This window comes from Cellulosimicrobium sp. RS (assembly GCF_046159675.1).
In the GTDB taxonomy this organism is placed as follows: domain Bacteria; phylum Actinomycetota; class Actinomycetes; order Actinomycetales; family Cellulomonadaceae; genus Cellulosimicrobium; species Cellulosimicrobium funkei.
In genome coordinates, this window is the sequence record NZ_JBJXVU010000006.1 from 146988 (window position 1) to 170788 (window position 23801).

The window sequence follows — 23801 nt, forward strand, 5'->3', positions numbered from 1 at the left end:
ATGACGACGCAGCCCTCCGCGCCCACTGACGCACCGTCCCCCGCCCCGGCCGACGCCTGGGTCGCGCCCACGGCGCGGGGGCCGCTCGACGCGACGGTCGAGGTCCCGGGGTCGAAGTCGCTGACGAACCGGCTGCTCGTGCTCGCCGCGCTCGCCGACGGCCCCGGGACGCTGCGCGGCGCGCTGCGCAGCCGCGACGCCGACCTCATGATCGCGGCGCTGCGCGCGCTGGGCGTCGGGATCGAGGAGGGCGCGTCGCCGACCGAGCTGCACGTGACGCCCGGCGCCCTGCGCGGACCGGTCGACGTCGACTGCGGCCTCGCCGGGACGGTCATGCGCTTCCTCCCGCCGGTCGCGGCGCTGGCGGACGGCGCGGTGCGGTTCGACGGCGACGAGGGCGCGCGGGTGCGGCCCATGGGCCCGGTCGTGGCGGCGCTCAGCGCGCTGGACGTCCCGGTCGCGGGCGACGACGGCCCCAGCCTGCCCACGACGCTCCCGTTCACCGTGCGCGGGCGCGGCCGGGTCCGCGGCGGGTCCGTCGACATCGACGCGTCGGCGTCGAGCCAGTTCGTCTCCGGGCTGCTCCTCGCGGCGGCGCGCTACGACCAGGGCCTCACGGTCCGGCACGTCGGGCACACGCTGCCGAGCATGCCCCACATCGAGATGACGGTGGAGGTCCTGCGGGAGGTCGGGGTCGTCGTCGACGACTCGCGCCCGGCGATCTGGCGCGTCGAGCCGGGGCCGATCGCGGCGCGCGACGTGCAGGTCGAGCCCGACCTGTCGAACGCCGCGCCGTTCCTCGCGGCCGCGCTCGTCGCCGGGGGCACCGTGCGCGTCACCGGCTGGCCGACGGCGACCACGCAGCCCGGCGCGATGGTCCCCGAGCTGCTCGAGACCATGGGCGCCACGTCGTCCCTCGACGGCGACGTGCTCACCGTGACGGGCACGGGCGAGGTGCGCGGCGTCGACGTGGACCTGCACGCCGCCGGCGAGCTCGCCCCCACGATCGCCGCTCTCGCGGCCCTCGCCGACGGGCCCAGCCGCCTGCGCGGCATCGCGCACCTGCGCGGGCACGAGACCGACCGCCTGGCCGCGCTCGCGGCCGAGATCACGCGCCTCGGCGGGCAGGCCGAGGAGACGCGCGACGGGCTCGTCGTCACGCCGCGCCCCCTGCACGGCGCCGTCTTCCGCACCTACCACGACCACCGGATGGCGACCTCGGCCGCCGTGATCGGGCTGCGCGTGCCGGGCGTCGGCGTCGAGAACGTCGCGACGACGGCCAAGACGCTCCCCGGCTTCGCGGGCATGTGGGAGCGGATGCTCGGCGGCTCGGGGGCGGCGGCCCGCTGATGGCCCGCGTCCCGGACGAGTCCGACTTCCGCTCGCGCCCCGGCAAGCGCGGCAGCCGCCCGCGCACCAAGCAGCGCCCCGAGCACGCGGACGCGGTGACCGGGTTCGTCACGGGCGTGGACCGGGGCCGGTACACGCTGCTCGTGGGCGGGACCGACGACGGGACGGTCGTCGGCGCCGAGGACGAGCGCACGGTCCTCGCGATGAAGGCGCGCGAGCTCGGGCGCACGCGGATCGTGTGCGGGGACCGCGTCGACCTCGTCGGCGACGTCACCGGGGACGACGGCTCGCTCGCGCGCATCGTCCGCATCCAGGAGCGGTCGTCGGTGCTGCGTCGCACCGCCGACGACACCGACCCGTACGAGCGCGTCATCGTCGCGAACGCGGACCAGCTCGTCGTCGTCACCGCCCTCGCCGAGCCGGAGCCGCGCACGCGCATGATCGACCGGTGCGTCGTCGCCGCGTACGACGCCGGCATGGACGTCCTGCTGTGCCTCACCAAGGCGGACCTCGCCGACCCGGCGCCGCTGCGCGCGCTGTACGAGCCGCTCGGCGTCTCCGTCGTCGTCACGCGGCGCGCGCCCGACGGCCTTGCGCCGGACGGCTGGGCCATCGAGCCGCTCGACGCCGTCCGCGAGGCGCTGACCGGTCGCACGTCGGTGTTCGTCGGGCACTCGGGCGTCGGCAAGTCGACGCTCGTCAACGCGCTCGTGCCCGACGCCCGGCGCGCGACGGGGCACGTCAACGACGTCACGGGGCGCGGCCGGCACACGTCGACCTCGGCGGTCGCGCTGCGCCTGCCGGGCGGCGGGTGGGTCATCGACACGCCCGGCGTGCGGTCCTTCGGGCTCGCGCACGTGCAGGTCGACCACCTGCTGCGCGCGTTCGAGGACCTCGACGCCGTAGCCGCCGCGTGCCCGCGCGGGTGCACCCACCTCGACGACGCGCCGGACTGCGCGCTCGACGACTGGGTGGCGGACTCCCCCGACGACGCCACCCGCGACGCCCGCGCGGCGCGGCTCGAGTCGTTCCGGCGCGTGCTCGCCTCGCGCACCGGCGCCGCCTGAGCCCGCACCCCGCGCGGCGCCTCCCCCGGCCCGTGCGCGCACCGCTACGGTGTGAGCCATGACGCCCCCCTCGACGCGCGGCTACGACGACGACCTGCGCCTCGCCCACGTGATCGCCGACCAGGTCGACGCCCACACCCTGTCGCGCTTCAAGGCGCTCGACCTGCACGTCGAGTCCAAGCCCGACTCGACGCCCGTGAGCGACGCGGACCGGACGGCCGAGGAGATCATCCGCGGCCAGCTCGGCCGGGCCCGCGGCCGCGACGCGATCGTGGGCGAGGAGTACGGCGAGACCGGCCACGGCGCCCGCCGCTGGATCGTCGACCCGATCGACGGGACGAAGAACTTCGTGCGCGGCGTGCCCGTGTGGGCCACGCTCATCGCGCTCGCCGACGGCGACGAGGTCGTCGTCGGGCTGGTGTCCGCGCCCGCGCTCGGCCGCCGCTGGTGGGCTGCGAAGGGCACCGGCGCGTGGACGGGCAAGTCGCTCGCCGCCGCGTCGCGCCTGCACGTCTCGGGCGTCTCGTCGTGGTCCGACGCGTCGCTCGCCTACGCGTCGCTCGACGGCTGGGAGGAGCGCGGGAAGCTCGAGCCGTTCCTCGACCTCATGCGCGGCGCGTGGCGCACGCGCGGCTACGGCGACTTCTGGTCGTACATGCTCGTCGCCGAGGGCGCGGTCGACGCGGCCGCCGAGCCCGAGCTCGAGCTCTACGACATGGCCGCGCTCGTGCCGATCGTCACCGAGGCGGGCGGGCGGTTCACGTCGCTCGACGGCGCCGACGGCCCGTGGGGCGGGAACGCCGTCGCGACGAACGGCCTGCTGCACGACGAGGTGCTGGGCCGCCTGGGCTGACGGGGCCCGTCACCCCTGCGGCGTCCCAGGTTCGGTCCGCCCCGGGTTCGCCCCGGTCTCAGCCGCGCGGCACCTCCTTGAGCTCGGACCAGTCGTACCAGAGCAGGTCGCGCTCGCCCACGCGCTCGATGGCCGCGTCGAGCGCCGCGTCCGCGTCGGGACCGTCGTCGTCCGCCGCGGCGAGCACGGCCTCGACGTCCGCGACCGCCTCCGGCTCGTCGACGTGCACGCACACGATCGCGACGTCGGGCACCGTGCGCAGCACCTCGACGGCGCTCGGGGCGGGCGCGTCCTCGTCGTCGGAGTCCTCGGCCCCCACGACCTGGACCGCGCCGTCGGGCACCTCGAGCGTGACGACGAGCCGCTGCCGCGGCGCGTCCGGGCGTGATGCGACGAGCGCGAGCGAGTCGTCCGCCGCCTCGAGCGCCGCCGCGTACTCGAGGCCCTCCTCGTCCTCGTCGGGCAGCGCACGCGTCAGCGCGGCGGTCACGGCGTGGGCGCCGCGCGGGGCGACGGTCCAGCGGGCGGCGTCGGCGGTCACGGTGACGGCGTCGAGCTCGTCGAGCGTCGCGGGGAGATAGATGCGCATGGGTTCAGTGTGCCGCCTCGAGCACCGGACCGGGCGCCGCACCACGCCCGGACGGGGCGGCCTCCCGCACCGCCTCCGCGAGCCGGGCCAGCGCGCGCCGGGCAGGGCTCGCCGGGGTGGTCTCGCCGAGCGTCCTCCCTTCCCGGAGGGCCACGTCGACGGCGGTGTCCTCCGGGACGACGTGCAGGTCCTCGACGCCGGCGTACCGCGCCATCGCGTCGCGCACCGCGCGCTCGGGCCGTGGCCCGACGACGCTCGCCCGCGCCCGGTTCACGACGACGACCCGGGCCGCGGCGACCGCCGCCCCGGAGTCTCCCAGCTCGTCGAGCGCGCGGACGAGGCGCTGCAGCCCGACCGGGTCCCCGCCGCCCACGACCACGACGACGTCCGCGGCGCCCAGCGCGCTGAGCGTCGCGTCGTGGCGCTGCGGGGCGCGGGTGTCGTAGCTGAGCAGCTCATCCTGCTCGATGCCGAAGCCGCAGTCGACGACGGTCCAGTCCGCGACCGACCGCGCCACCTGCCACACCGCGTCGAGCGACGGGCCCGGCAGCTCGGGCCAGCGCGCCGCCCGGGCGAGGCCCGTGAGGACGCGGACCCGGGGCACGAGCACCGGGGCCAGCGCGCGGAGGCCCGCGGCGTCGAGCACGCCCTGACCGGCGCTGCGGGCCGCGGCGGCGAGCCCCGGGGACTCGTCGAGCAGCCCGAGGCGCTGCGCGACCGTCCCGCCGTACGTGTCCGCGTCGACGAGCAGCACCTCGGCCGGAGGCCCGACGGCGGCCGTGGCAGTCGCGTCGACCTCTCGCGCGCGGCGTGCGGCGCGGTGCCGCCGGGGCCGCCCCGCGGGTGCCGGGCCCGCGAGCTCGACCGCGAGGTTCGTCGCGACGGTCGTGCGGCCCGGCGCCCCGGTCGGGCCCCAGACGGCGACGGTCCGGCCGTCGCGCCGGTCGCCCTCGCCGTCGGCCGGCACGGGCGCCGGGACGCGGGCGGGCGCTCCGGGCGGGCCCGCGTGCCCGGTGCGCGCCGGCACGACCGCCCGGACTGCTTCGCACAGGGTGCCCGGGGACCGGTCCACGTCCACCACGGTGTCCACCCCGTGGGCCCGCAGCCGGTCCTCCTCCCACGTGCCCCCGGGGGCGAGCGCGACGACCCGGACGTCGTGCGCGTGCAGGTCGGCCACGGCCTGCCGGTCCAGCGCCGGGAGGTCGTGCGAGACGACGGCGACCCGCCCGGCCCCCGCGGCCGCCGCGGCGAGCAGCTCGACGACGTCCGCGCAGCGCCGCGTCACCCGCAGCCCGGACGCGTCGAGCGTCGTGACGACCTCCGCCTCGCGCGCCCCGCGGACCGCGCACAGGACCGTCGTGACCGTGGTCGCGCCGCTCACCCCGCACCGCCGACCGGGACCAGCGCGAGGGTGCCCTCCCCCGCGACGGCGGCGAGCACGGCGGGGAGGTCATCGACCTCGACGAGCAGGTGCACCGTCGTCGGCCCGCCGACCACGAGCGTGCCCTCGCCCTCGTCGACCTGCGCGACCGTGACGCCGCCGACGAGCATCTCCGGCACGGCACCCGGTCCGTCCGGGGCGTCCTGCGCGACGTCCCGGGACGGTGCGGCGGCGGCCTCCGGGACGTGCCAGAGGTCGACGTCGGCGCCGGCCACGATCCGCTCCGAGAGGCCCGACGTCACGGGCACCGCGACCGCCCGCACCGCGAGGTCGGTGGCGGCGCCGAGCGCCGTCGCCGGGACGAGCTCGCCCGCGGACACCGTCCGCAGGACGACCGCCTCGTCCGGGAGCCCGTCCTCGACGAGCAGGTAGCGGTCGGTCTGCGCGCCGAGCCGCACCTCGACTGTGCGCAGCTCGGCCGCACCGACGGTGGTGCCGGGCGTCAGCGGCGTCCCGGCCGCGTACACCGCGACCGTCCGGCTCGCGCTGCTCACGGCCCAGGACCCCAGCGCGACCGACAGCGCCACCACGACGACCCCCACGAGCAGCCGCGGGTCCTTCCAGCCCGGCCGCCGCAGCCGCGCGGCGGACGGGGGCGTCGCGGCCCCCGGGACGGGTCGTTCCACGGTCGTCGTCATCCATCTCCCCCTCGGTGGTCGGCACGTCGCCCGTGCCGCGGCTTCATGATCCCTGGTCGGCGGGGCGCGTGGCAGCGCCTGTGGACGAGCACCTCGACGGGGCGCGCGCGTGCCAGACTGACGCCATGCCCCAGCGGTTCCTCACCCTCGCCGACGTCACGGACGAGCTCAACATCTCGGCGGCGCAGGCGTACGCGCTCGTCCGGTCGGGAGAGCTGCCCGCGATCCAGGTGGGCGGTCGCGGCCAGTGGCGGGTCGAGGTGAGCGAGCTCGAGGCGTACATCCAGCGCATGTACGCGCAGACGCGCCAGCGCATCGAGGCGGGCGACTTCGACGGCTGACGGCACGCCGTCGCGCCTCCGCCGACCCGTGCCGCGTCCCCACGCCGTCGTGCGACGGCGTCCCTGCTCCCCCGGCTCCCCCTGCCGCGCGCTCACCTCGGTACGTACCCCGTCTCCGCCTCGCTGACGCACACGACGGCCGACCAGCGGACCACCCGGGCGCCGTGAGTGCTGCCGGGCGACGGCTCGAGGTCGAGATGGTCCTTCCCCACCCGGGCGACCCACCCGGAGTAGGACCCGGCGGCCGTCCGCACCTGGACCGGTCTCCGGTCCCGCTGGAGCGCGCGCAGCGCGTGCCCGAGGCCGAGCGTCGCCGACCGGGACGAGCGCGGCGGGTCGGCGTGCCGCCCGAGACCCCGCACCGCGACCACGGCGTCCAGGGGGACGAGGTGCTGCCGGCGGCCGTCGACGACCAGCGCCCACTCCTGCGCGACCTCCCGCACCTCGCCGGTCACCGCCGACGCGTCGCGGAGCTCGAGCGTCACGGGCCCCGGCGCGGCGCGCAGCCGCTCGGTGAGGAGCACCGTCGCGTGCTCCGCCCGGGTCAGGTCGGCGACCGCGGCGACGCGGTCCTGCGACTCCGCCGCGGCGAGCTGCGCCGCGAGGTCGTCGAACAGGGCGTCCCATCGCATCGGCACACCGTAGCGGGGTGCCACCGCACCCGACCCTCCGTCGTCCACATCACGGGACGGGCCTGGACAGGCGTCGATCCTGCACGCTTAGATCAATGTGTCGCCATCAAACGACACCAAACGACACCAAACGCTGTCGAGCGCGCGACGGCAGGCAGGGGGCAACGATGGACCGGGGTACTGCTGGATCCCGACGAGCCGGGGGTCTGCTCGCCCTCCTTGCGCTCGTCCTCGTCCTGGGCGGCGCGACGACCGTCCTGTCGCTCCGGGCGCTGCACCTCGTCGACGCGCTCCCGACGCACCGCGTCGAGTCCTGGGTGGAGCTCGGCGCGGTGTCGGTGGGCGCGCTGGTCGCCCTCTGGGTCGCGCTCAGCGCGCTCGTCGCGCTGGCCTGCGTGGCTGCCGAGGCCGCCGGACGGTCCTGGACGACGGGAGAACGCCTCCTGCGCCGCGCGGCGCCGGCCGTCGTCCGGCACGCGGCGCGCGCCGCCGTCGGCGCCACCGTCGGCGCGGGCCTGCTCGTCGCCGGCGGGACGGCGCACGCGGCCGCCCCGGCGGACGACCCGGGCGTCGTCGCCGTCGATCTCGGGTGGCGACCCAGCGGTGCCGTCGCCGGGGGCGAGGGCACGGCGTCGGGGAACGGCGCGTCGGAGAGGGCAGCTTCGACGTCCCGGGCGACCCCCGGCGCCTCGTCCGCCACGGCGGACGGCTCCACGACGGGCTCCGGCGGTCCGTCGCGCACCCGGGCGGACGCCGCGCCAGGCCAGCCCGCGCCGGTCACCTCGGTGCTGCCGTCTTCGGTGCCGCCCTCCGGGGTGCTGGGGGACGCCGGCACGTCGCCGGACCCCCACCGCTCGCAGGGTGCCACCTCCGCGGCGACCGTCGCGCCGCCGTCGACCAGCGCCGAAAGCGCTGATGCGGGAGACCCCGCGGGCTCCGGAGGGTCGCACGCCCCCGGGGCGGGCGTCGTCGGCCAGGGAACGGAGGCCTCCGGCGCCGCGGGACCGACGGTCGCCGCGGAGGGGGCCTCGTCGGACGCCGCCCGCCAGCGCGACGCGGCGCTGGCCGTGACGCGCGACGTGCCCGGTCCGGAGACCGCGCCGGAGGTGGTCGTCGTGCGCGGCGACTCGCTGTGGTCGATCGCCGCCCGGCACCTGCCCGCGGGGTCCACCGACGGGCAGGTCGCGGAGGCGGTGGAGCGCTGGTACGCCACGAACGCCCACGTCGTGGGCGCGGACCCCGACCTCGTCCGGCCGGGCCAGGTCCTCGTCGCGCCGTCCGCCTGACCCCAGCCGACCTCGAAGGAGCCCCACCATGACCGCTCCCCTGCTGGCCGGCGCGCACGCCCCGGTCGCCACAGTGACACCCGCGGCCGCACCGACGGCCCCTCCCACGAGCGGGGCCACGCTCCGCCCGCTCCGCTCGACGAGCGTCCCGTTCGCCCCACCGGCGCGGCTCCTCCGGTGCCTCGGCGACCCGACCGTCGCCACGGTCGACGTGACCGACCCGACCACGGCCCGCGCGCCGCAGCACGTCGTCCGGGGTCGCCCCCTCGGGCGCCCGACGACGCCCGTGCCGCTGCCGGACCCGACCGCGCTGTGCTGCGCCGTGGTCCGGGCTGCGGTCGAGGTCGTCCGGGGCGAGCGCACGGTCGGACAGCTCGCGCGGTGGGTGTCGCCGGAGATCTACGAGGCGCTCGCCCGGCGCGCCCGGCTCGTCGCAGACGGCCCCGGCGAGACCCCGGCCCGCCCGGTCACCGTCCGCCGCGCACGGGTCCTGCGGATCGGCGACGGCGTCGCCGAGGGGACGGTCGTCGTCCAGGACGGGGACCGGGTCCGCGCCGCCGCGGCGCGGCTGGAGGCGCGCCGCGGAGCCTGGCGCGTGGTCGCGCTCGAGATCGGCTGAGCCCTTCCCGGACCGGGCACGACGACGCCCTTCCGGACCCGACACCCCCGACGGCCTTCCTGGCCGGGTACGACGACGGCGAGGCGCCCACCCGCAGGTGGACGCCTCGCCGTCGTCGTCAGGGCACCCGGCGGACGGGTGCCCGGTCAGGCCTCGTTCTGGCCGTGGCAGACCTTGTACTTCTTGCCGGAGCCGCACGGGCACTGCGCGTTGCGGGGCGTGCCCGGGAAGGTCCGGCCGTCGCTCTCGACCGCCGCCGCCTCGCCGTGCAGCGCGCGGCGCGAGCGTCGGCCCGCGTCGCCCGACACCACGGCCTGACCCGTGCCGTCCTCGCTCGGGGCGGTGTACGACAGCGGGACCTGGCGGTCGGGGCCGTCGAGGCCCTTCGCGATGAGCGTGCCGGGGCGGTCGCCGCCCGGGCCCTCGGCCGCGGCACGTGCCGCCACCGGCTCCGGCGCGACCGGCGCGTCCTCGACGGGCGCGTCCTCCACGGAGGCGTCCTCGACCGGCTCGTCCGCGACGGGGGCGCCGTCGACGGGCGCGTCCTGCGTCGGAGCCGCGTCGCGCTGCGCCGCCGCCGCGAGACCGGCCGCCGCACCCGCCGACGCGGCACCCGCCGCGCCGCCGAGCGCCTGACCCGCGGCCGACTGCGCGGCCTGCGCCGCACCCGCGACGGAGATCGCCGGCGCCTGGCCCGTGGCCGCGCCCGGCTCGGCGACCTTGACCTCGAGGTTGAAGAGGTACCCGACCGTCTCCTCCTTGATGGCCTCGGTCATCGCCTGGAAGAGCTGGAAGCCCTCGCGCTGGTACTCGACCAGCGGGTCGCGCTGCGCCATCGCGCGCAGCCCGATGCCCTCCTTGAGGTAGTCCATCTCGTAGAGGTGCTCGCGCCACTTGCGGTCGAGGACCGAGAGCGTCACGCGACGCTCGAGCTGGCGCATGTTCGCCGCGCCGAGCTGCTCCTCGCGGTTGTGGTAGGCGATGCGGGCGTCCGAGAGGATCTCCTCGAGCAGCATCTCGCTCGTGAGTCGCGTCTCGCCGCCGGCCTGCTCCACGACCTCGTCCACCGTGATGGAGATGGGGAACACCGCCTTGAGCGCAGTCCACAGCCCCTCGAGGTCCCAGCTCTCCGGGTTCCCCTCGGCCGTGGCGCCCTCGACGTACGCGGTGACCACGTCGGTGAGGAAGTGCTGCACCTGCTCCTGCAGGTCCTCGCCCTCGAGCACGCGGCGGCGCTCGTCGTAGATGACGGTGCGCTGGCGCGAGAGGACGTCGTCGTACTTGAGGACGTTCTTGCGGATCTCGAAGTTGCGCGACTCGACCTGGCCCTGCGCGCTCGCGATGCCGCGCGTGACCATCTTCGACTCGAGCGGCACGTCGTCGGGGAACCCGGCGCGGTTCATCATCGACTCGGCGAGCGTCGAGTTGAACAGGCGCATGAGGTCGTCCTGCATGGACAGGTAGAACCGGGACTCGCCCGGGTCGCCCTGACGGCCGGAACGACCACGGAGCTGGTTGTCGATACGGCGCGACTCGTGCCGCTCCGTGCCGAGGACGTAGAGACCGCCGAGCTCGCGGACCTCGTCGTGCTCTGCGGCGACCGCGGCCTTCGCCTTCTCCAGCGCGTCGGGCCAGGCGGCCTCGTACTCCTCCGGGTTCTCCGCCGCGTCCAGGCCGCGCGCCGCGAGGTCCGCGACCGCCATGAACTCGGCGTTGCCGCCGAGCATGATGTCCGTACCGCGGCCGGCCATGTTCGTCGCGACCGTCACGGCGCCCTTGCGGCCCGCGAGCGCGACGATCGCCGCCTCACGCTCGTGCTGCTTCGCGTTGAGGACCTCGTGCGGGACGCCCTGCTTCTTCAGCTTGGACGACAGGAGCTCCGACTTCTCGACGCTCGTCGTGCCGACGAGCACCGGCTGGCCCTGGGCGTGGCGCTCGACGATGTCCGCGACGACGGCGTCGAACTTGCCCTCCTCGTTCTTGTAGACGAGGTCGGGCTGGTCGACGCGCTGCATCGGGCGGTTCGTCGGGATCGGCACGACGCCGAGCTTGTAGGTGCCCTGGAACTCGGCCGCCTCGGTGTCGGCGGTACCGGTCATGCCCGCGAGCTTGGAGTACAGGCGGAAGTAGTTCTGGAGCGTGATCGTGGCGAGCGTCTGGTTCTCCGCCTTGATCTGCACGCCCTCCTTGGCCTCGATGGCCTGGTGCATGCCCTCGTTGTACCGGCGGCCGGGCAGGATGCGGCCCGTGTGCTCGTCGACGATCATGACCTCGCCGTTGAGCACGACGTAGTCCTTGTCGCGCTTGAAGAGCTCCTTCGCCTTGATGGCGTTGTTGAGGAACCCGATGAGCGGCGTGTTGAGCGACTCGTACAGGTTGTCGATGCCGAGGTAGTCCTCGACCTTCTCGATGCCGGGCTCGAGCACGCCGACCGTGCGCTTCTTCTCGTCGACCTCGTAGTCCGTCCCGGGGTTGAGACGGCGCACGACCTTGGCGAACTCGCCGAACCAGCGGTTCGTGTCGCCCGAGGCCGGGCCCGAGATGATGAGCGGCGTGCGCGCCTCGTCGATGAGGATCGAGTCGACCTCGTCGACGATCGCGAAGTTGTGGCCGCGCTGCACGAGGTCGTCCGTGGACCACGCCATGTTGTCGCGCAGGTAGTCGAAGCCGAACTCGTTGTTCGTCCCGTACGTGATGTCGGCGGCGTACTGCTCGCGCCGCTGCGCCGGCGTCTGGCCGGACAGGATGACGCCGGTCGACAGGCCGAGGAAGCGGTACACGCGGCCCATGAGCTCGGACTGGTACTTCGCCAGGTAGTCGTTCACCGTGACGACGTGGACACCCTTGCCCTCGAGCGCGTTGAGGTACGCGGCCGTCGTCGCGACGAGGGTCTTGCCCTCACCGGTCTTCATCTCGGCGATGTTGCCGAGGTGCAGCGCCGCGCCGCCCATGAGCTGGACGTCGAAGTGCCGCTGGCCGAGCGTGCGTCGCGATGCCTCGCGCACCGCGGCGAACGCCTCGGGGAGCAGGTCGTCGAGGGTCTCGCCCGCCTCGAGGCGCGCCTTGAAGCGGTCGGTCTCCTCCCGCAGCTCCTCGTCGGTGAGATCCTCGAAGCCGGGCTCGAGCTTGTTCACCTGGTCGGCGATGCCGGACAGCTTCTTGAGGATCCGGCCCTCGCCGATGCGAAGGACCTTGTCGAGGATCGAAGGCACGCAGGACTCCCGTATCGATCGGTGCCCGGGCCGGCTGGTCCGGGAGCAGAGCCGACGCTCTGCCGCGCGGGCGCGCACGGCAGCGGACGTCGGCAACGTCACACAACATCGTAGGGGAGTCGGGGCCGCGCCGGTCCCGTCCGGGTTTCGCCGACGACGAACCTCTCCCCCGCGACGTCGTCCGCCAGCCTACGGCGAGGGCCACCCGGGCCGGGCGCCTCGTCCACCGCCGACGAGGCGGTCGGGACGACCGCGGCGGCGGCGACGCCAGCGACGACGTCAGTGCGCCGCGACCTCGGCGGCGAGCGCGGGCGCCAGGTCCCCCACCGGGGCGACGTCGACCTCCGGCACCCCGAGCCACCGGCCCAGCACGTGCAGCTCGGCGGCGAGGCGCGCCGCCGTCTGCGGCCCGGCCGCCTGCTCGCGGTGCGCCGACTGCACCCGCAGCACCCCGGCCCGACGGTCGGCCTTGAGGTCGACGCGCGCGGTGAGCGCCTCGCCCTCGAGGAAGGGCAGGACGTAGTAGCCGTGGACCCGCTTCGCCGCGGGCACGTAGATCTCGATCCGGTAGTGCACGTCGAACAGCCGCTCGAGGCGGGTCCGCTCGAACACGAGCGGGTCGAACGGGTTGAGCAGCGTCGTCCCCGTCGCGCGCCGCGGGAGCGCCGCGTCCGCGTGCAGGTAGGTCGGCTCGTCCCAGCCCCGCACGGTCACCGGGCGCAGGGTGCCCGCCTCGACGAGCTCGTCGAGCGCCGTCCGCACCGCGGGCCCCTTGAGCCGGAAGTAGTCGCGGAAGCAGCGCAGCGTCCCGACCCCGTGCGCGCGGGCGCCGATCTCCAGCAGCGCCCGGACGGCGTCGGCGTCCGCGACCGGCGGTGCCGCGACGACCTCCGGCGGGAGCACGCGCTCCGTGAGGTCGTAGCACCGCTCGAACGCGCCGTTGCGCCGCGCGGACGTGATCTCCCCCGTGAAGAAGAGGAACTCGAGCGCGCGCTTCGCGACCGTCCAGTTCCAGCCCCACTGCGAGCGGTCGCGCGGGTGCGCCCGCCCCTCGGTCTCGAGGATCTCGTGCACCTCGCTCGCGGTGATCGGGCCGCGCTCCGTGACGAGCCGCCGCACGTCCTGGACCGCCTCGGAGTGGCTCATCTCGACCGCGCTGATGGTGCCCCACGCCTCCGTGCGGTACCGACGGCGGCGCCACTCGAGCAGCGGCCACGTGCTGGGCGGCACGTAGGACGCGACGTGCGCCCACGTCTCCACGAGCCGACGCGGCGCACGGCCCGCCGCGCGGTCGAGCAGCGCCGTGTCGTACGGGCCGAGCCGCGCGTACAGTGGCATGAGGTGCGCCCGCGCGAGCACGTTGACCGAGTCGATCTGGAGGAGCCCCAGGCGGTCGATGACGCCCTGGACCTGCCGCATCGTCGGTGCACGGCCCCCGGACCCGGCACGCGCGCCGCCGTCCGGGCGCTCCCGGTGCAGCCCTTGCGCGGCGAGCGCGACACGGCGCGCCTGGGACAGGGACATCGACTCGGACCTCGACGGCGTGGCGACCACCCTCCGATCCTGCCCGCCCCCACCCACACGCCGACCCGTTGCCCGCCCGCCCACCCACCCGCTCCCCCCGAGCAGGCGGTCCTGGCGCGTCCCGGCGGCCGGACCCGCCACGACCACCTGCTCGGCCGACCGGGATCGCCTGGTCGGCGGCGGGCGGCGGGCGGCGGGCGGCGGCCGGCAGCGGGCGGCGGGGTCGGTCAGCGGGCGGCGGGGTCGGTCAGCGGGCGACGGGCCCGGACAGCACGACGCGCCCGGACCCTCGAGGGTCCGGGCGCGTCAGGTGCGGTCAGGCGCTCTTCTCGACCGAGGCGTCGGCGCAGTCGCAGGACGTGTCGAGCGCGACGACGCCGTACGTCCAGCCGCGGCGGCGGTAGGCGACGGACGGGCGCGACGTCTCGATGTCGACGAAGAGGAAGAAGTCGTGGCCGACCATCTCCATCTCGTACAGCGCGTCGTCCACCGTCATGGGCTCCGCGGTGTGCAGCTTCTGCCGGATGACGACGGGCGAGTCGCCGAGCGTCGTCTCGACGGCCTCCCCGGGCGCGGTCGGCGCGGTCGGCGCCGGCGGCGGGGGTGCCTCGTGCGTGGCCGGGTCGTAGGGACGCACGTCGACGGGCGGCACGACGGTGTGGTTGCGGTGGTCCTTGCGACGGTCGCGGGCGCGGCGCAGCCGTTCCGCGAGCTTGTCCATCGCGAGGTCGAGGGCGCCGAACCGGTCGTCGGCCGCGGCCTCGGCGCGGACGACGGGTCCCTTGGCCCGCACGGTGAGCTCGACGCGTTCGCGGACCCCCGAGAGCCTCGGGTTGTTCTCGTGGGTGACCTCGACGTCCACGCGCTGCGCCGTGGGCGCGAGCTGCTGGACCTTGGCGAGCTTGTCCTCCACGTGCCGGCGGAAGCGGTCTGCCACTTCCGTGTGCCTGCCGACGACGACGATCTCCATGTGAGCCTCCGCGAGGATCTAGTGCGACGCCCGGCCCGGTGCGTCCGGGCGCCTCGTTCGGATTCGGTAGGAGCACCCGCTGCCGGGTGCGGTGGGCTACCACCTCCTTGCGGCGCAGGGCCGCGCGCTCGGTACGCTCGCGCGGCGGCGCACGTGTCCTGCACGTCCGTCGTCCGCGGCGACTGGCCCTCAGCCTAACCCCGGGCCCGGGGTGTCGGCAGCACCAACGGAAGGTGAACGAGGGGACCTTCGACCCGCGCGGCGCGGACCTCACGGAGGCTGCCCGGCGGACCGCCGTCGTTCGCCCGGCGACGGGGTCGCGGCGAGCGCGACGGCGCCCAGCACGAGAGCGCCCGCGCTGGTCAGAGCCCTCTCGCACGCGGCGAGGGTGGCTCCCGTGGTGACGACGTCGTCGACGAGGAGGCACGCCACGACCGATGCCGGTGCACCGGTCGACGGGCGCCGCCCGGGCCGTCCTCGACGCGCTCCGGCGGACGGTCCGACGAGCGGTCGGACGAGCCCTCCGGCACCGGCCCCGAGGAGCTTCCCGGGGGCGACGGCGACCGTGCCGAGACGGGCCCCGCGCGCCCGCGAGCCGAGCCCGACCTGGTCCCGGGCGCGCCCGCGGTGCACGAGGAGCGCGGCGCTCCGGGCGGGGGTTCCCGAGGTGTCGAGTCCGGCGGCGACCGCACGCGCGAGCAGGGCGACGGGGTCGCGCCCGCGGGCGCGACGCGCGGCCCGCGTCGTCGGTGCCGGGACGACGAGGACCGGGCACCCCCGGGACCCCTCCCCCGGGACCGCCCCGACCCCAGACCCGAGCGCGGGACCGAGCGCGGTGCCGCGCCCCTGCCCGAGCACGGCTCCGAGCACCGGCCCCAGCGCGGTGCCCGCGCGCCACGCGGCGTCCGCGAGCGGCCGGTCGAGGTCCGCCCTGCCGCGGTCCTTCCAGGCGACGACGACGCCGCGCACGGGCCCCGTGTACGCCGCCGGCGCCCACACCGGCAGGGGCGCGACGCCGTCGAGCCGGTCGAGGCGGGGCGCCCCACGCTCGCGCCGCCGGAGCGGGGCGCGCAGCGGCGCGAGGCAGGGCGCGCACCACCGGACGTCGGGCGCGTCGCAGCCGGGGCACGCGACGGGCAGGACGAGGCGGGCGACGTCGTCGAGGGCGGAGAGGAGCACCGGGTCAGCGTGCCCGGTGGCGCGAGCGTCCGGCACCGGCGGACCGGCCACCTGTGGACGACGCGCGCACCGCTGGCTCCCGACCCGCGCCGTCCGGGAGCCTGTGGTCGCCCGGCGCGCCGCGCGCCGCCGGGCGCGCGGCGTCTCAGCCGGGGTACGTGGGCAGCCGGACCTCGGTGGCGATCTTGGTCCAGAGGCTCGACGTGCCCGCGGCGTACAGGCTGCTGTCGCTCGTCCCGACGAGCGTCGTCCCGACGCCCGTGGCCGACGCGAGCGAGACGGCGCCCTCGACGGGCGAGGCGGCGACCGTCGGCCCCCCGACGGGCACCCGCTGGACGACGACCTCGGACTCCCCGGACGCCCGGCCGAGCACGCCGAGGAGCGCGCGGTCGACCCACGTCACCTGTGTCGCGGCGGCGATCGGCTGCCCGACCCGGACCGGTGCGGAGAGCTGGGTCGGCCGACCGGTCTCGTCGCGGACGATGCCCGCGACGTGGACCTGCGCCCCGGATCCCGAGTCGCTGACGACGGCCACCCGGGCGCCGTCGGGCGCGACCCGCAGCGACATCACGGTGCGCCCGTCGAGCCACGGCGCGGCCACCTCGGAGACCGCCGCGTCGCTGCCGGCCTCCCGCAGGTCCACGACCTGCAACGACCCTGCCTGCACCTGCGGGCCGCTCCACACGTACTGGAACCGGTCGATCGACGGCGCGACGAGGCTCGTCCCGGTGAGGAGCGTGACGGGCCCGGCCTCGGCCGTCGGCGCCGTGACGAGCCGCCCTGCGCCGTCCCGCACGACGTACGTGGCGTCGTCGGCCCGGCCGCGGAAGGCGAGCGCGGTGGGCTGGAGCCCGGCGAGCGGGGCGGCCGACGTCACCGCCCGCGTCGTGCGCCCCTCCAGGCTCATGACCTGGTCGCCCGAGAGCACGACCGGCTCATCGGGCGTGGTGGCGACGCCGATGGTCGGGACGTCGTCGGCCGAGAGCTCCGAGCCGCCGACGCCCACCGTGATGTCGACGGGCACGCCGAGCGAGGCCTGGAGCTGCGCGATGAGCATCGCGCGGTCGGCCGGCGACGCCGCGGTCACCGGGTCGGTGAGGGGCACCGCGACCCTGCCCTCCACCGGCGGCACGGAGTCGATGCTCAGCGAGGTGCCCTCGGGCGCGACCGTCGCGACGGACCCTGCGAGCCAGTCCGCCGGTCCGCGCAGCGTCTCGCGGACCGCGAGCGCCTGCCAGTTCCGGCTCGGGAACCAGCGGGCGTCGGGCACGAGGTAGGCCCGGTCGAGGGTCGGGAAGTAGAGGTTGGCCTGCTTGAAGGTGCGGGCGAAGTTCGTGGCCGTGATCGTCAGCCCGTCGTCGACCACGTCGATGCGCCACTGGTCGTCGGCGTCGCGGACGAGGCCGTAGGAGACCTCGGTGGTCCGGCCGGGCGCCTGCTCCGTGTAGACGCCGCGCTCGTCCACGGTGCCCACGACGTCGGCGGTGGCGCGGACCGTCGTCGTGCCGCCCTCGATCGCGGCCTCGTCGACGTCGAGCTGCGGCACGTCCTCGAGGATCGCGACCTGGGAGACGGGCGACCAGTCGTCCTGCGCGTCACGCGTGAGGAACTCGGACGCGACGTCGAACGAGCCGCGCGCGCCCTGGGCCTGGGCGGCCAGGAAGCCGCGGACGATCTGGTCCGGCGAGGCGTCGCGGCGGGGCGAGGCGGCGCTGACGAACGGCTGGCCCGGGTCCTCCGGCGTCGCCTCGCCCTCGACGACCGGCCCGGACGTGGGGATCGAGGCGCACGCCGCGAGAGCGGCGACCCCCGCGGCCGCGATCCCGGCCGCGAGCGCGCGCCCGACCCGGCGCCGCAGGTTCGCCTGCCCCGTGGTCGGACGCCGCACGGTCCCCGTCGTGGTCATCGCCCCTCCTGGACGTCGTCGGGGCCGGCGGCCGGACCGCCGCCGGAGCCGGGCACCGTCGCCCGGCCGGGCTGGGGCGCGTGGTCGCGCGGGATGACGACGGGGATGCCGCCCGTGACCGACGGCAGGTCGGCGGGGCCCGCCGTCCCCTCGACGTCCTCGACGACCGGCGTCCGCACGCTCCACTCCGCGGGCAGCCCGCGGCCGGTGGCCGCCTCGGAGACGAGCGGCAGGGGGGACGACTGGAGCCGGATCCCGGCGCGCCGCGGGAGCGTGAGCCGGAAGCTCGCGCCCCGGCCGGGGCGGCCCCACGCCTCGAGCCACCCGCCGTGCAGGTGCGCGTCCTCCAGGGAGATCGCGAGCCCGAGGCCGGTGCCGCCGGTCGTGCGGGCGCGAGCGGGGTCCGCGCGCCAGAAGCGGTCGAACACGTGCTGGACCTCGTCGGTCGTCATCCCGACCCCGTGGTCGCGGACCGTCACCGCGACGGCGTGCCCGTCGCCGTCGACCGTGATCTCGACCGGCCGCTCCTCGGCGTGCTCGATCGCGTTGACGACGAGGTTGCGCACGATGCGCTCGACCCGCCGCGGGTCGATGTCGGCCGTGACGGGCTCGTCGCCGAGGTGGACCGACAGCCACACGCCCTTGCGCTCGGCGAGCGGGGCGGCGTGGTCGACGGCGGCGTTCACCACGTCGCGCAGGTCGCGCCGCTCGGCGTCGAGGACCGCGGCGCCGGCGTCGAACCGGCTGATCTCGAGCAGGTCGGCGAGCAGGTCCTCGAACCGGTCGAGCTGGGCCTGCAGGAGCTCGGTCGAGCGTCGCGAGACCGGGTCGAAGTCCTCGCGCGACGCGTGCAGCACCTCGGAGGCCATGCGGATCGTGGTGAGCGGCGTGCGCAGCTCGTGGGACACGTCCGAGACGAACCGGCGCTGGAGCATCGACAGCTCCTCCATGCGCCCGATCTGCTCCTGGAGGCTCTGGGCCATCTCGTTGAACGAGTGCGCGAGGGACGCCATCTCGTCGTGGCCCTTGACCGGGAGCCGCTCGTCGAGGCGGCCGTCCGCGAGCCGTTCCGCGACGCTCGCGGCCTGGCGCACCGGGAGCACCGCCTGGCGCGTGACGAGCGCCGTGATCCCGACGAGCAGGGCGAGCAGCACGAGGGCCCCCACGAGCAGGACCGACTGGAGGAAGCGCAGCGTCTCCTGGTCGGCCTCGAGGTCGTAGAGGTAGTAGAGCTCGTACGTGCCCGCGACCGGCACCTCGACGGTCGAGCCCACGACGATGCCGGGCACCACCCCCGACGACTCCGGGTGCGCCGGGTCGACCGGGATCGCCACCGACTGGAGGTACTGCTCGCCGTCCGCCGCGACGGTCGCCGCGCGCATCTCGGGCGACACGAGGCCGTCGAGCTGCTGGTCGGTCGACTGGTCGAGGAAGCCGACCGTGCCCGACCCGCCGGACTGCCAGAGGAAGACGTCGCGCGACGACCCGGTGGTCTGGAGCATGGAGAAGAGGTCGAAGAGGAGCGACTGGGCCTCGGTCGGCGTCGACGCGGGCGACGCGTCGAGCGTGCGGCGCGCCTGCTGCGTGGACTGGGCGCTCTCCTGGTCGAGCTCGGCGGCACGCCGCTCGTAGAGGCCGTCGCGCATGGCGTCGGTGAGGTAGGCGCCGAGCGCCCCGACGGTCAGCACGCCGACGACGAGCGCCGACGTGACGACACGGAGCTGCATCGACGAGCGCCAGCGCCACACCACGCGGCGGACGGTCGCGCGCGCCCGGCGCCGGACGCGGCGCCAGAGCCCTCGCCCGCGCCCGTCGGCGGAGCCGGCCGTCGTGCTCACGTGCGGGTCGCGCCCGCCTTGTAGCCGACGCCGCGCACGGTGAGGACGATCTCCGGGTTCTCCGGGTCGTGCTCGATCTTCGAGCGCAGGCGCTGCACGTGGACGTTGACGAGCCGCGTGTCCGCCGCGTGCCGGTAGCCCCAGACCTTCTCGAGGAGCACCTCGCGCGTGAAGACCTGCCACGGCTTGCGCGCGAGCGCGACGAGGAGGTCGAACTCGAGCGGGGTCAGCGACACCTGCTCGCCGCCGCGCGACACGCGGTGCCCCGTGACGTCGATCTCGACGTCGCCGATGGACAGGTGCTCGGGGGCGGGCTCCTCCGTGCGGCGCAGGCGCGCCCGGATGCGGGCGACGAGCTCCTTGGGCTTGAACGGCTTGGAGATGTAGTCGTCGGCACCCGACTCGAGGCCGAGCACGACGTCGACCGTGTCGCTCTTCGCGGTGAGCATGATGATCGGGACGCCCGACTCCGCCCGGATGAGGCGGCACACCTCCGTGCCGTCCTTGCCCGGGAGCATGAGGTCGAGCAGGACCAGGTCCGGCTGCGTGGTGCGGAACGTCTCGAGCGCGAGGTCGCCGTCCGCGCAGAACACCGGTTCGAAGCCCTCGGAGCGCAGGACGATGCCGATCATCTCGGCCAGGGCGGTGTCGTCGTCCACCACGAGCACACGAACCTTCATGCGGACATCTTGCCATCGACGGGCCCGACGTCGGGGCGGCCGGGCCCCGCGGCGAGGGTGAACCCGCGGGCGGGGCGCACCCGGCGGCGCGAGCCGGTCGGCCGCCGCGCAGGGCCGCGTACTAGGGTGGCCTCGCCGCCGTTGCCGATCCTCGCCCGGCGGCCTGGACCGACGCCCGAGCCGATCGCGGGGGACCACGAGCACATGAGCACACCCGACACCTCCGGCACGCCGGACGGTGCCACGCCCGACCCGACGGCGGCCCCCGGACCCACGCCGCCCGCCGCGCCCGGTCCGGGCGGCGACGCGAGCGGCTGGGGCGCGCCCTCGTACGGCGCCCCCGGCTACGGTGCGCACGGCTCGTCGGCGCCCCAGCCGCGGTACGGCCAGTACGCGCCCGGCCAGGAGCCCGGTCAGCACCCCCCGACGGACCAGCCGCCCGCACCCGGCGCGTGGGGTGCGCCCGGCGCCGCTCCCGGACAGCCGGGCTACGGCCAGCCGGGCTACGGCCAGCAGCCGGGGTACGGCCAGCAGCAGCCGGGGTACGGCCAGCCCGGATACGGCCAGCAGCCGGGGGACGGCCAACCCGGATACGGCCAGCAGCCCGGTTACGGCCAGCAGCAGTTCGGGCAGGGCCAGTACGGGCAGCAGCAGTACGGCGCGCCGGGCTACGGCCCGCCGCCCGGCCTCGCGGGCGCGCCCTACGCGCCGGCCGCGGCGAAGCCCGGCATCATCCCGCTGCGCCCGCTGTCGCTCGGCGAGATCTTCGACGGCGCGTTCGGCGCGATCCGCCACAACCCCCGGGTCGTGCTCGGCATGAGCGCGCTCGTCGTCGTGGTGGCGACGCTGCTCGGCACCTTCCTGGGCTGGGCGTTCTCCGGCTACGTCGCCCAGTACTTCGACGTCGTGCTGGACGAGGCCACCTTCCCCGGCTTCGACGAGAGCTTCGCCACGACGCTCGCGAGCTCCCTCGGCATCCAGGTGACCACGTTCTTCGCCGCGCCGATCATCGCGGGTCTCCTCACGGTCTCCGTCGGCCAGTCCGCGATCGGGCGCAAGGCCGGTGTCGGCGAGGTCTGGTCCCAGGTCGGACGGCGCACGTGGTTCCTCATCGCGTTCCCCCTGCTGACCGGCCTGGCTGCGTCCGTGGCGCTCGGCCTGGCCACGCTCCTCGTCGTCGCGGGCTTCGCGGTCTCCGAGGGGCTCGGCGCGTTCCTCATCGTCGTCGCCCTGCTCGCCTGGCCCGTGCTCCTCGTCTGGGTCGGGACGCGGACCGGCCTCGTGCCTCCCGCCCTGGCGCTGGAGGGGCAGCCGTTCTGGCGGACCGTCAAGCGGGCGTGGCTGCTCACCCGCGGCAGCTTCTGGCGCCTGTTCGGCATCTACCTGCTCGCCCTCGTGGCGATGAGCTTCGTCTCCGGCATCGTCGCGTACCCCGCGAGCCTCGCCGCGTCGTTCCTGCTCATGGCGGGCCAGACCTTCCTGTACCACCTCGTGCAGGCGATCGGCGTCGCGCTCTCGATGATCCTCACCTCGGTCTTCCTGGGCTGCATCGTCGCCCTGCTCTACATCGACGTGCGCATGCGCCGCGAGGGCCTGGACGTCGAGCTCGCCGCGGCGGCGAGCGAGCAGCCGCCCGCATGACCGTGCGGTCGCTCGCGGCCGACGTGCCCGTGCAGCCCGGCGCCGACGAGGCCCGGCGGTGGCTCGTCGGCGAGCTCGCCGGGCCGGAGTACCGCACGGACCCGTCGCTCCTGCAGCGGTTCCTCGAGTGGCTCCAGGGACTGTTCGACGGCGCGCCCACGCTCGACCTCGGCGGCCCGCTGACGGCGGTGGTCGTCGTCGTGGCGGTCGCCCTCGTCGCGGCGGTGGCCTACTGGGTCGCCGGCCCGGTGCGCCTGTCGCGCCGGGCGAAGGCCTCGGTGGTCGTGCTCGACGACGACGCGCGCACCGCGGCCGAGATGCGGGCCGCGGCCGACGCCGCCGCGGCGCGCGCCGACTGGGCGACCGCCGCGCTCGAACGCTTCCGCGCCGTCGTGCGCTCGCTGGAGGAGCGCGCGGTCCTCGACCCGCGTCCCGGACGGACCGCGTGGGAGGCCGCGCGGACGGCGGGCGAGCGCCTGCCCGACGTCGCCGACGGGCTCGAGCGCGGCGCGCACCTGTTCGACGACGTCGCGTACGGCGCCGTGACCGTCGGCCCGGAGGCGGACGCCTTCCTGCGCGCGCTCGACGAGCGGACGCTCGCGACGCGCCCCGCGCTCCGTGCGGAGCTCGCCGCGTCCGCGCCCGGTGACGGCGCATGAGCGCCCCGACGACGTCCTCCGTCCCGCCCGGTGCGGCGCCCTCCGCGGGCGCGTCGGGCGACCCGCGAGCCGTGACGACCGCCTACGTGCCCGTCGTCGGCGACGGCACGACCGCCCGCTCGCGGGCCCGCAGCCGCTGGCGCCGGGCGCGCTGGCCCGTCGCCGTCGTCGGCGCGCTGCTGCTGCTCGCCGGGCTGACGGCGCTCGCGCGCCCCGCGACGTCGGCCACGCCGCTCGCACCCGACAACCCGGGCCCCGCCGGGGCGCGCGCGGTCGCGCAGGTGCTGGGCGACCAGGGCGTCGAGGTCACCTACGTGCGCACGGTCGCCGACGCGGTGCGCGCCGCCGAGGAGGGCGGCACGCTCCTCGTCGCGCAGGGCGACTACCTGCTCGACGAGCAGGTGGACGCGCTCGTCGGGACCCCCACGGACCTCGTGCTCGTCGCGCCGCCCGACCACCTGCTCGCCGCCGCGACCGACGGCGGCGCGGAGCTCGCGTACGACTGGGGCTCCGGCGGGTCGGCACGACCGGCGCGCTGCGCGGACCCGGCCGCGCAGGCCGCGGGCTCGATCCGCTCCGACGGCGTCGGCTTCGTCGCGCTCGACGACGCGACCGTCCTCTGCTTCCCCTCCCCCGACGACCCGTCCCTGGGCGCCTACCTCGTGCACGAGGCCGACGGGCGCACGGTGCGCGCGGTGGACACGCCCGCCGTCCTGCGCAACGACTCGGTCACCGAGGACGGCAACGCCGCGCTCGCGCTCTGGACGCTCGGCGCGCACGACCGTCTCGTGTGGCTCGTGCCCGACCCGTTCGACACGTCGCTCGCCGACGACGGGAGCACGACCCCCGGGCTGTCCCTGCCGCCGTGGTTCGGCGTCGTCGCCCTCCAGGCGCTCGTCGTGCTGCTCGTGGTCGTGCTGTGGCGCGGCCGCCGGCTGGGCCCCCTCGTCACGGAGGACCTGCCGGTGATCGTGCGCGCCGCCGAGACGACGCGCGGCCGCGGCCGCCTCTACCGACGCGCCGGGGCGCGCGGCCACGCCGCCGCAGGGCTGCGCGCGAGCGCCGCCGACCGTCTCGCGCACCGCCTCGGCCTGCCCCGCTCGGCCGACGCCCCCACCGTCGTCGACGCCGTCGCCCGCGCGACGGGTCGGCCGGGCGACCAGGTCGCCCAGCTCCTGTACGGACCACCACCCGCCGACGACGCGGCGCTGCTCGAGCTCGCGCGTCACCTTGACCGGATCGAGAGCGAGGTCTACCACTCGTGACGCACCACCCCGACGGCTCCGTGCCGCAGCCCGACCGCTACGCGCCGCCCGCCCAGGACCCGGGCGCCGCCGACCGCGTGAGCGCGGCCGCCGGCCAGCCCGCGCACCGGC

The 23801-nt window shown here is 76.2% G+C and carries 20 protein-coding genes and 1 pseudogene; 9 read left to right on the forward strand and 12 right to left on the reverse strand.

From position 1 onward, the window contains the following. From aroA to hisN, 3 genes are read left to right on the forward strand one after another with little or no spacing between them, the layout of a single operon-like run. Positions 1–1350, forward strand: a complete 1350-nt coding sequence (gene aroA, locus ACI769_RS11065) for a 3-phosphoshikimate 1-carboxyvinyltransferase (RefSeq protein WP_137281203.1) — start codon at positions 1–3, stop codon at positions 1348–1350. Then, positions 1350–2417, forward strand: coding sequence for a ribosome small subunit-dependent GTPase A (gene rsgA / locus ACI769_RS11070; RefSeq protein WP_114553729.1), 1068 nt, complete (start codon positions 1350–1352; stop codon positions 2415–2417). The genes aroA and rsgA overlap by 1 nt, the downstream gene beginning before the upstream one ends. Positions 2418–2475: 58 nt before the next feature. Further along, entirely contained in the window at positions 2476–3270 is a 795-nt protein-coding gene (gene hisN, locus ACI769_RS11075) for a histidinol-phosphatase (protein ID WP_137281202.1), read from the forward strand. 58 nt (positions 3271–3328) lie between these two features. Here the strand turns inward: hisN and ACI769_RS11080 are convergent, their stop codons facing one another. From ACI769_RS11080 to ACI769_RS11090, 3 genes are read right to left on the reverse strand one after another with little or no spacing between them, the layout of a single operon-like run. Further along, positions 3329–3859 carry a DUF6912 family protein gene (locus ACI769_RS11080; protein WP_409141582.1) on the reverse strand — a complete coding sequence of 177 codons (531 nt, stop codon included), beginning with the start codon at positions 3857–3859 and terminating at the stop codon, positions 3329–3331. A gap of 4 nt (positions 3860–3863) precedes the next feature. Next, positions 3864–5240, reverse strand: a complete 1377-nt coding sequence (locus ACI769_RS11085; RefSeq protein WP_409141583.1) for a CpaE family protein — start codon at positions 5238–5240, stop codon at positions 3864–3866. After that, positions 5237–5938: a hypothetical protein gene (locus ACI769_RS11090; RefSeq protein WP_409141584.1), complete on the reverse strand. Its 702-nt coding sequence runs from the start codon at positions 5936–5938 to the stop codon at positions 5237–5239. Before ACI769_RS11090 ends, ACI769_RS11085 begins: the two co-directional genes overlap by 4 nt. Before the next feature lie 125 nt (positions 5939–6063). On the opposite strand from ACI769_RS11090, the gene ACI769_RS11095 reads away from it, so the two are divergent. Further along, positions 6064–6279 (forward strand): helix-turn-helix domain-containing protein, encoded by a 216-nt coding sequence (locus ACI769_RS11095; RefSeq protein WP_061269161.1) that lies wholly within the window; start codon positions 6064–6066, stop codon positions 6277–6279. 92 nt (positions 6280–6371) lie between these two features. Here the strand turns inward: ACI769_RS11095 and ACI769_RS11100 are convergent, their stop codons facing one another. Further along, positions 6372–6911 (reverse strand): hypothetical protein, encoded by a 540-nt coding sequence (locus ACI769_RS11100; protein ID WP_085388697.1) that lies wholly within the window; start codon positions 6909–6911, stop codon positions 6372–6374. A 167-nt stretch (positions 6912–7078) separates the two neighbouring features. Here ACI769_RS11100 and ACI769_RS11105 point away from each other — a divergent pair, with 167 nt between their 5' ends. Both ACI769_RS11105 and ACI769_RS11110 read left to right on the forward strand, forming a co-directional pair. Then, on the forward strand, positions 7079–8197 hold the full coding sequence (locus ACI769_RS11105) for a LysM peptidoglycan-binding domain-containing protein (RefSeq protein ID WP_409141585.1): 1119 nt from the start codon (positions 7079–7081) through the stop codon (positions 8195–8197). 28 nt (positions 8198–8225) lie between these two features. Next, positions 8226–8816: an Rv3235 family protein gene (locus ACI769_RS11110; protein ID WP_409141586.1), complete on the forward strand. Its 591-nt coding sequence runs from the start codon at positions 8226–8228 to the stop codon at positions 8814–8816. A 146-nt stretch (positions 8817–8962) separates the two neighbouring features. Here the strand turns inward: ACI769_RS11110 and ACI769_RS11115 are convergent, their stop codons facing one another. The 8 genes and pseudogenes from ACI769_RS11115 to mtrA form a co-directional block, all read right to left on the reverse strand. Next, positions 8963–9307 (reverse strand): SEC-C metal-binding domain-containing protein, encoded by a 345-nt coding sequence (locus tag ACI769_RS11115; RefSeq protein WP_409141619.1) that lies wholly within the window; start codon positions 9305–9307, stop codon positions 8963–8965. 224 nt (positions 9308–9531) lie between these two features. After that, positions 9532–12028, reverse strand: a pseudogene (gene secA, locus ACI769_RS11120) (preprotein translocase subunit SecA); the annotation flags it as partial. 279 nt (positions 12029–12307) lie between these two features. Further along, positions 12308–13552: a winged helix-turn-helix domain-containing protein gene (locus ACI769_RS11125; protein ID WP_409141587.1), complete on the reverse strand. Its 1245-nt coding sequence runs from the start codon at positions 13550–13552 to the stop codon at positions 12308–12310. A 316-nt stretch (positions 13553–13868) separates the two neighbouring features. Further along, positions 13869–14522, reverse strand: coding sequence for a ribosome hibernation-promoting factor, HPF/YfiA family (hpf, locus tag ACI769_RS11130; RefSeq protein ID WP_021482087.1), 654 nt, complete (start codon positions 14520–14522; stop codon positions 13869–13871). A 270-nt stretch (positions 14523–14792) separates the two neighbouring features. Further along, complete coding sequence (locus ACI769_RS11135) at positions 14793–15701, reverse strand: ComF family protein (RefSeq protein WP_409141588.1); 909 nt, start codon at positions 15699–15701, stop codon at positions 14793–14795. Positions 15702–15846: 145 nt separating this feature from the next. Next, positions 15847–17607, reverse strand: coding sequence for an LpqB family beta-propeller domain-containing protein (locus ACI769_RS11140; protein ID WP_409141589.1), 1761 nt, complete (start codon positions 17605–17607; stop codon positions 15847–15849). Next, positions 17604–19445 carry an MtrAB system histidine kinase MtrB gene (gene mtrB, locus ACI769_RS11145; protein ID WP_319946716.1) on the reverse strand — a complete coding sequence of 614 codons (1842 nt, stop codon included), beginning with the start codon at positions 19443–19445 and terminating at the stop codon, positions 17604–17606. Before mtrB ends, ACI769_RS11140 begins: the two co-directional genes overlap by 4 nt. Continuing rightward, on the reverse strand, positions 19442–20125 hold the full coding sequence (mtrA, locus tag ACI769_RS11150; protein WP_034655451.1) for an MtrAB system response regulator MtrA: 684 nt from the start codon (positions 20123–20125) through the stop codon (positions 19442–19444). Before mtrA ends, mtrB begins: the two co-directional genes overlap by 4 nt. A gap of 204 nt (positions 20126–20329) precedes the next feature. Between mtrA and ACI769_RS11155 the strand changes: the two genes are divergently transcribed. The 3 genes from ACI769_RS11155 to ACI769_RS11165 are packed head-to-tail and all read left to right on the forward strand — an operon-like array spanning position 20330 to position 23690. Beyond that, the gene (locus ACI769_RS11155) at positions 20330–21766 is read left to right on the forward strand and encodes a hypothetical protein (protein ID WP_144722714.1); all 1437 of its coding nucleotides are present in this window, start codon (positions 20330–20332) and stop codon (positions 21764–21766) included. Beyond that, the gene (locus ACI769_RS11160; protein WP_144722715.1) at positions 21763–22425 is read left to right on the forward strand and encodes a DUF4129 domain-containing protein; all 663 of its coding nucleotides are present in this window, start codon (positions 21763–21765) and stop codon (positions 22423–22425) included. Before ACI769_RS11155 ends, ACI769_RS11160 begins: the two co-directional genes overlap by 4 nt. Further along, positions 22422–23690, forward strand: coding sequence for a DUF4350 domain-containing protein (locus ACI769_RS11165; RefSeq protein ID WP_253705646.1), 1269 nt, complete (start codon positions 22422–22424; stop codon positions 23688–23690). The genes ACI769_RS11160 and ACI769_RS11165 overlap by 4 nt, the downstream gene beginning before the upstream one ends. The last annotated feature ends 111 nt before the right edge of the window (positions 23691–23801 follow it).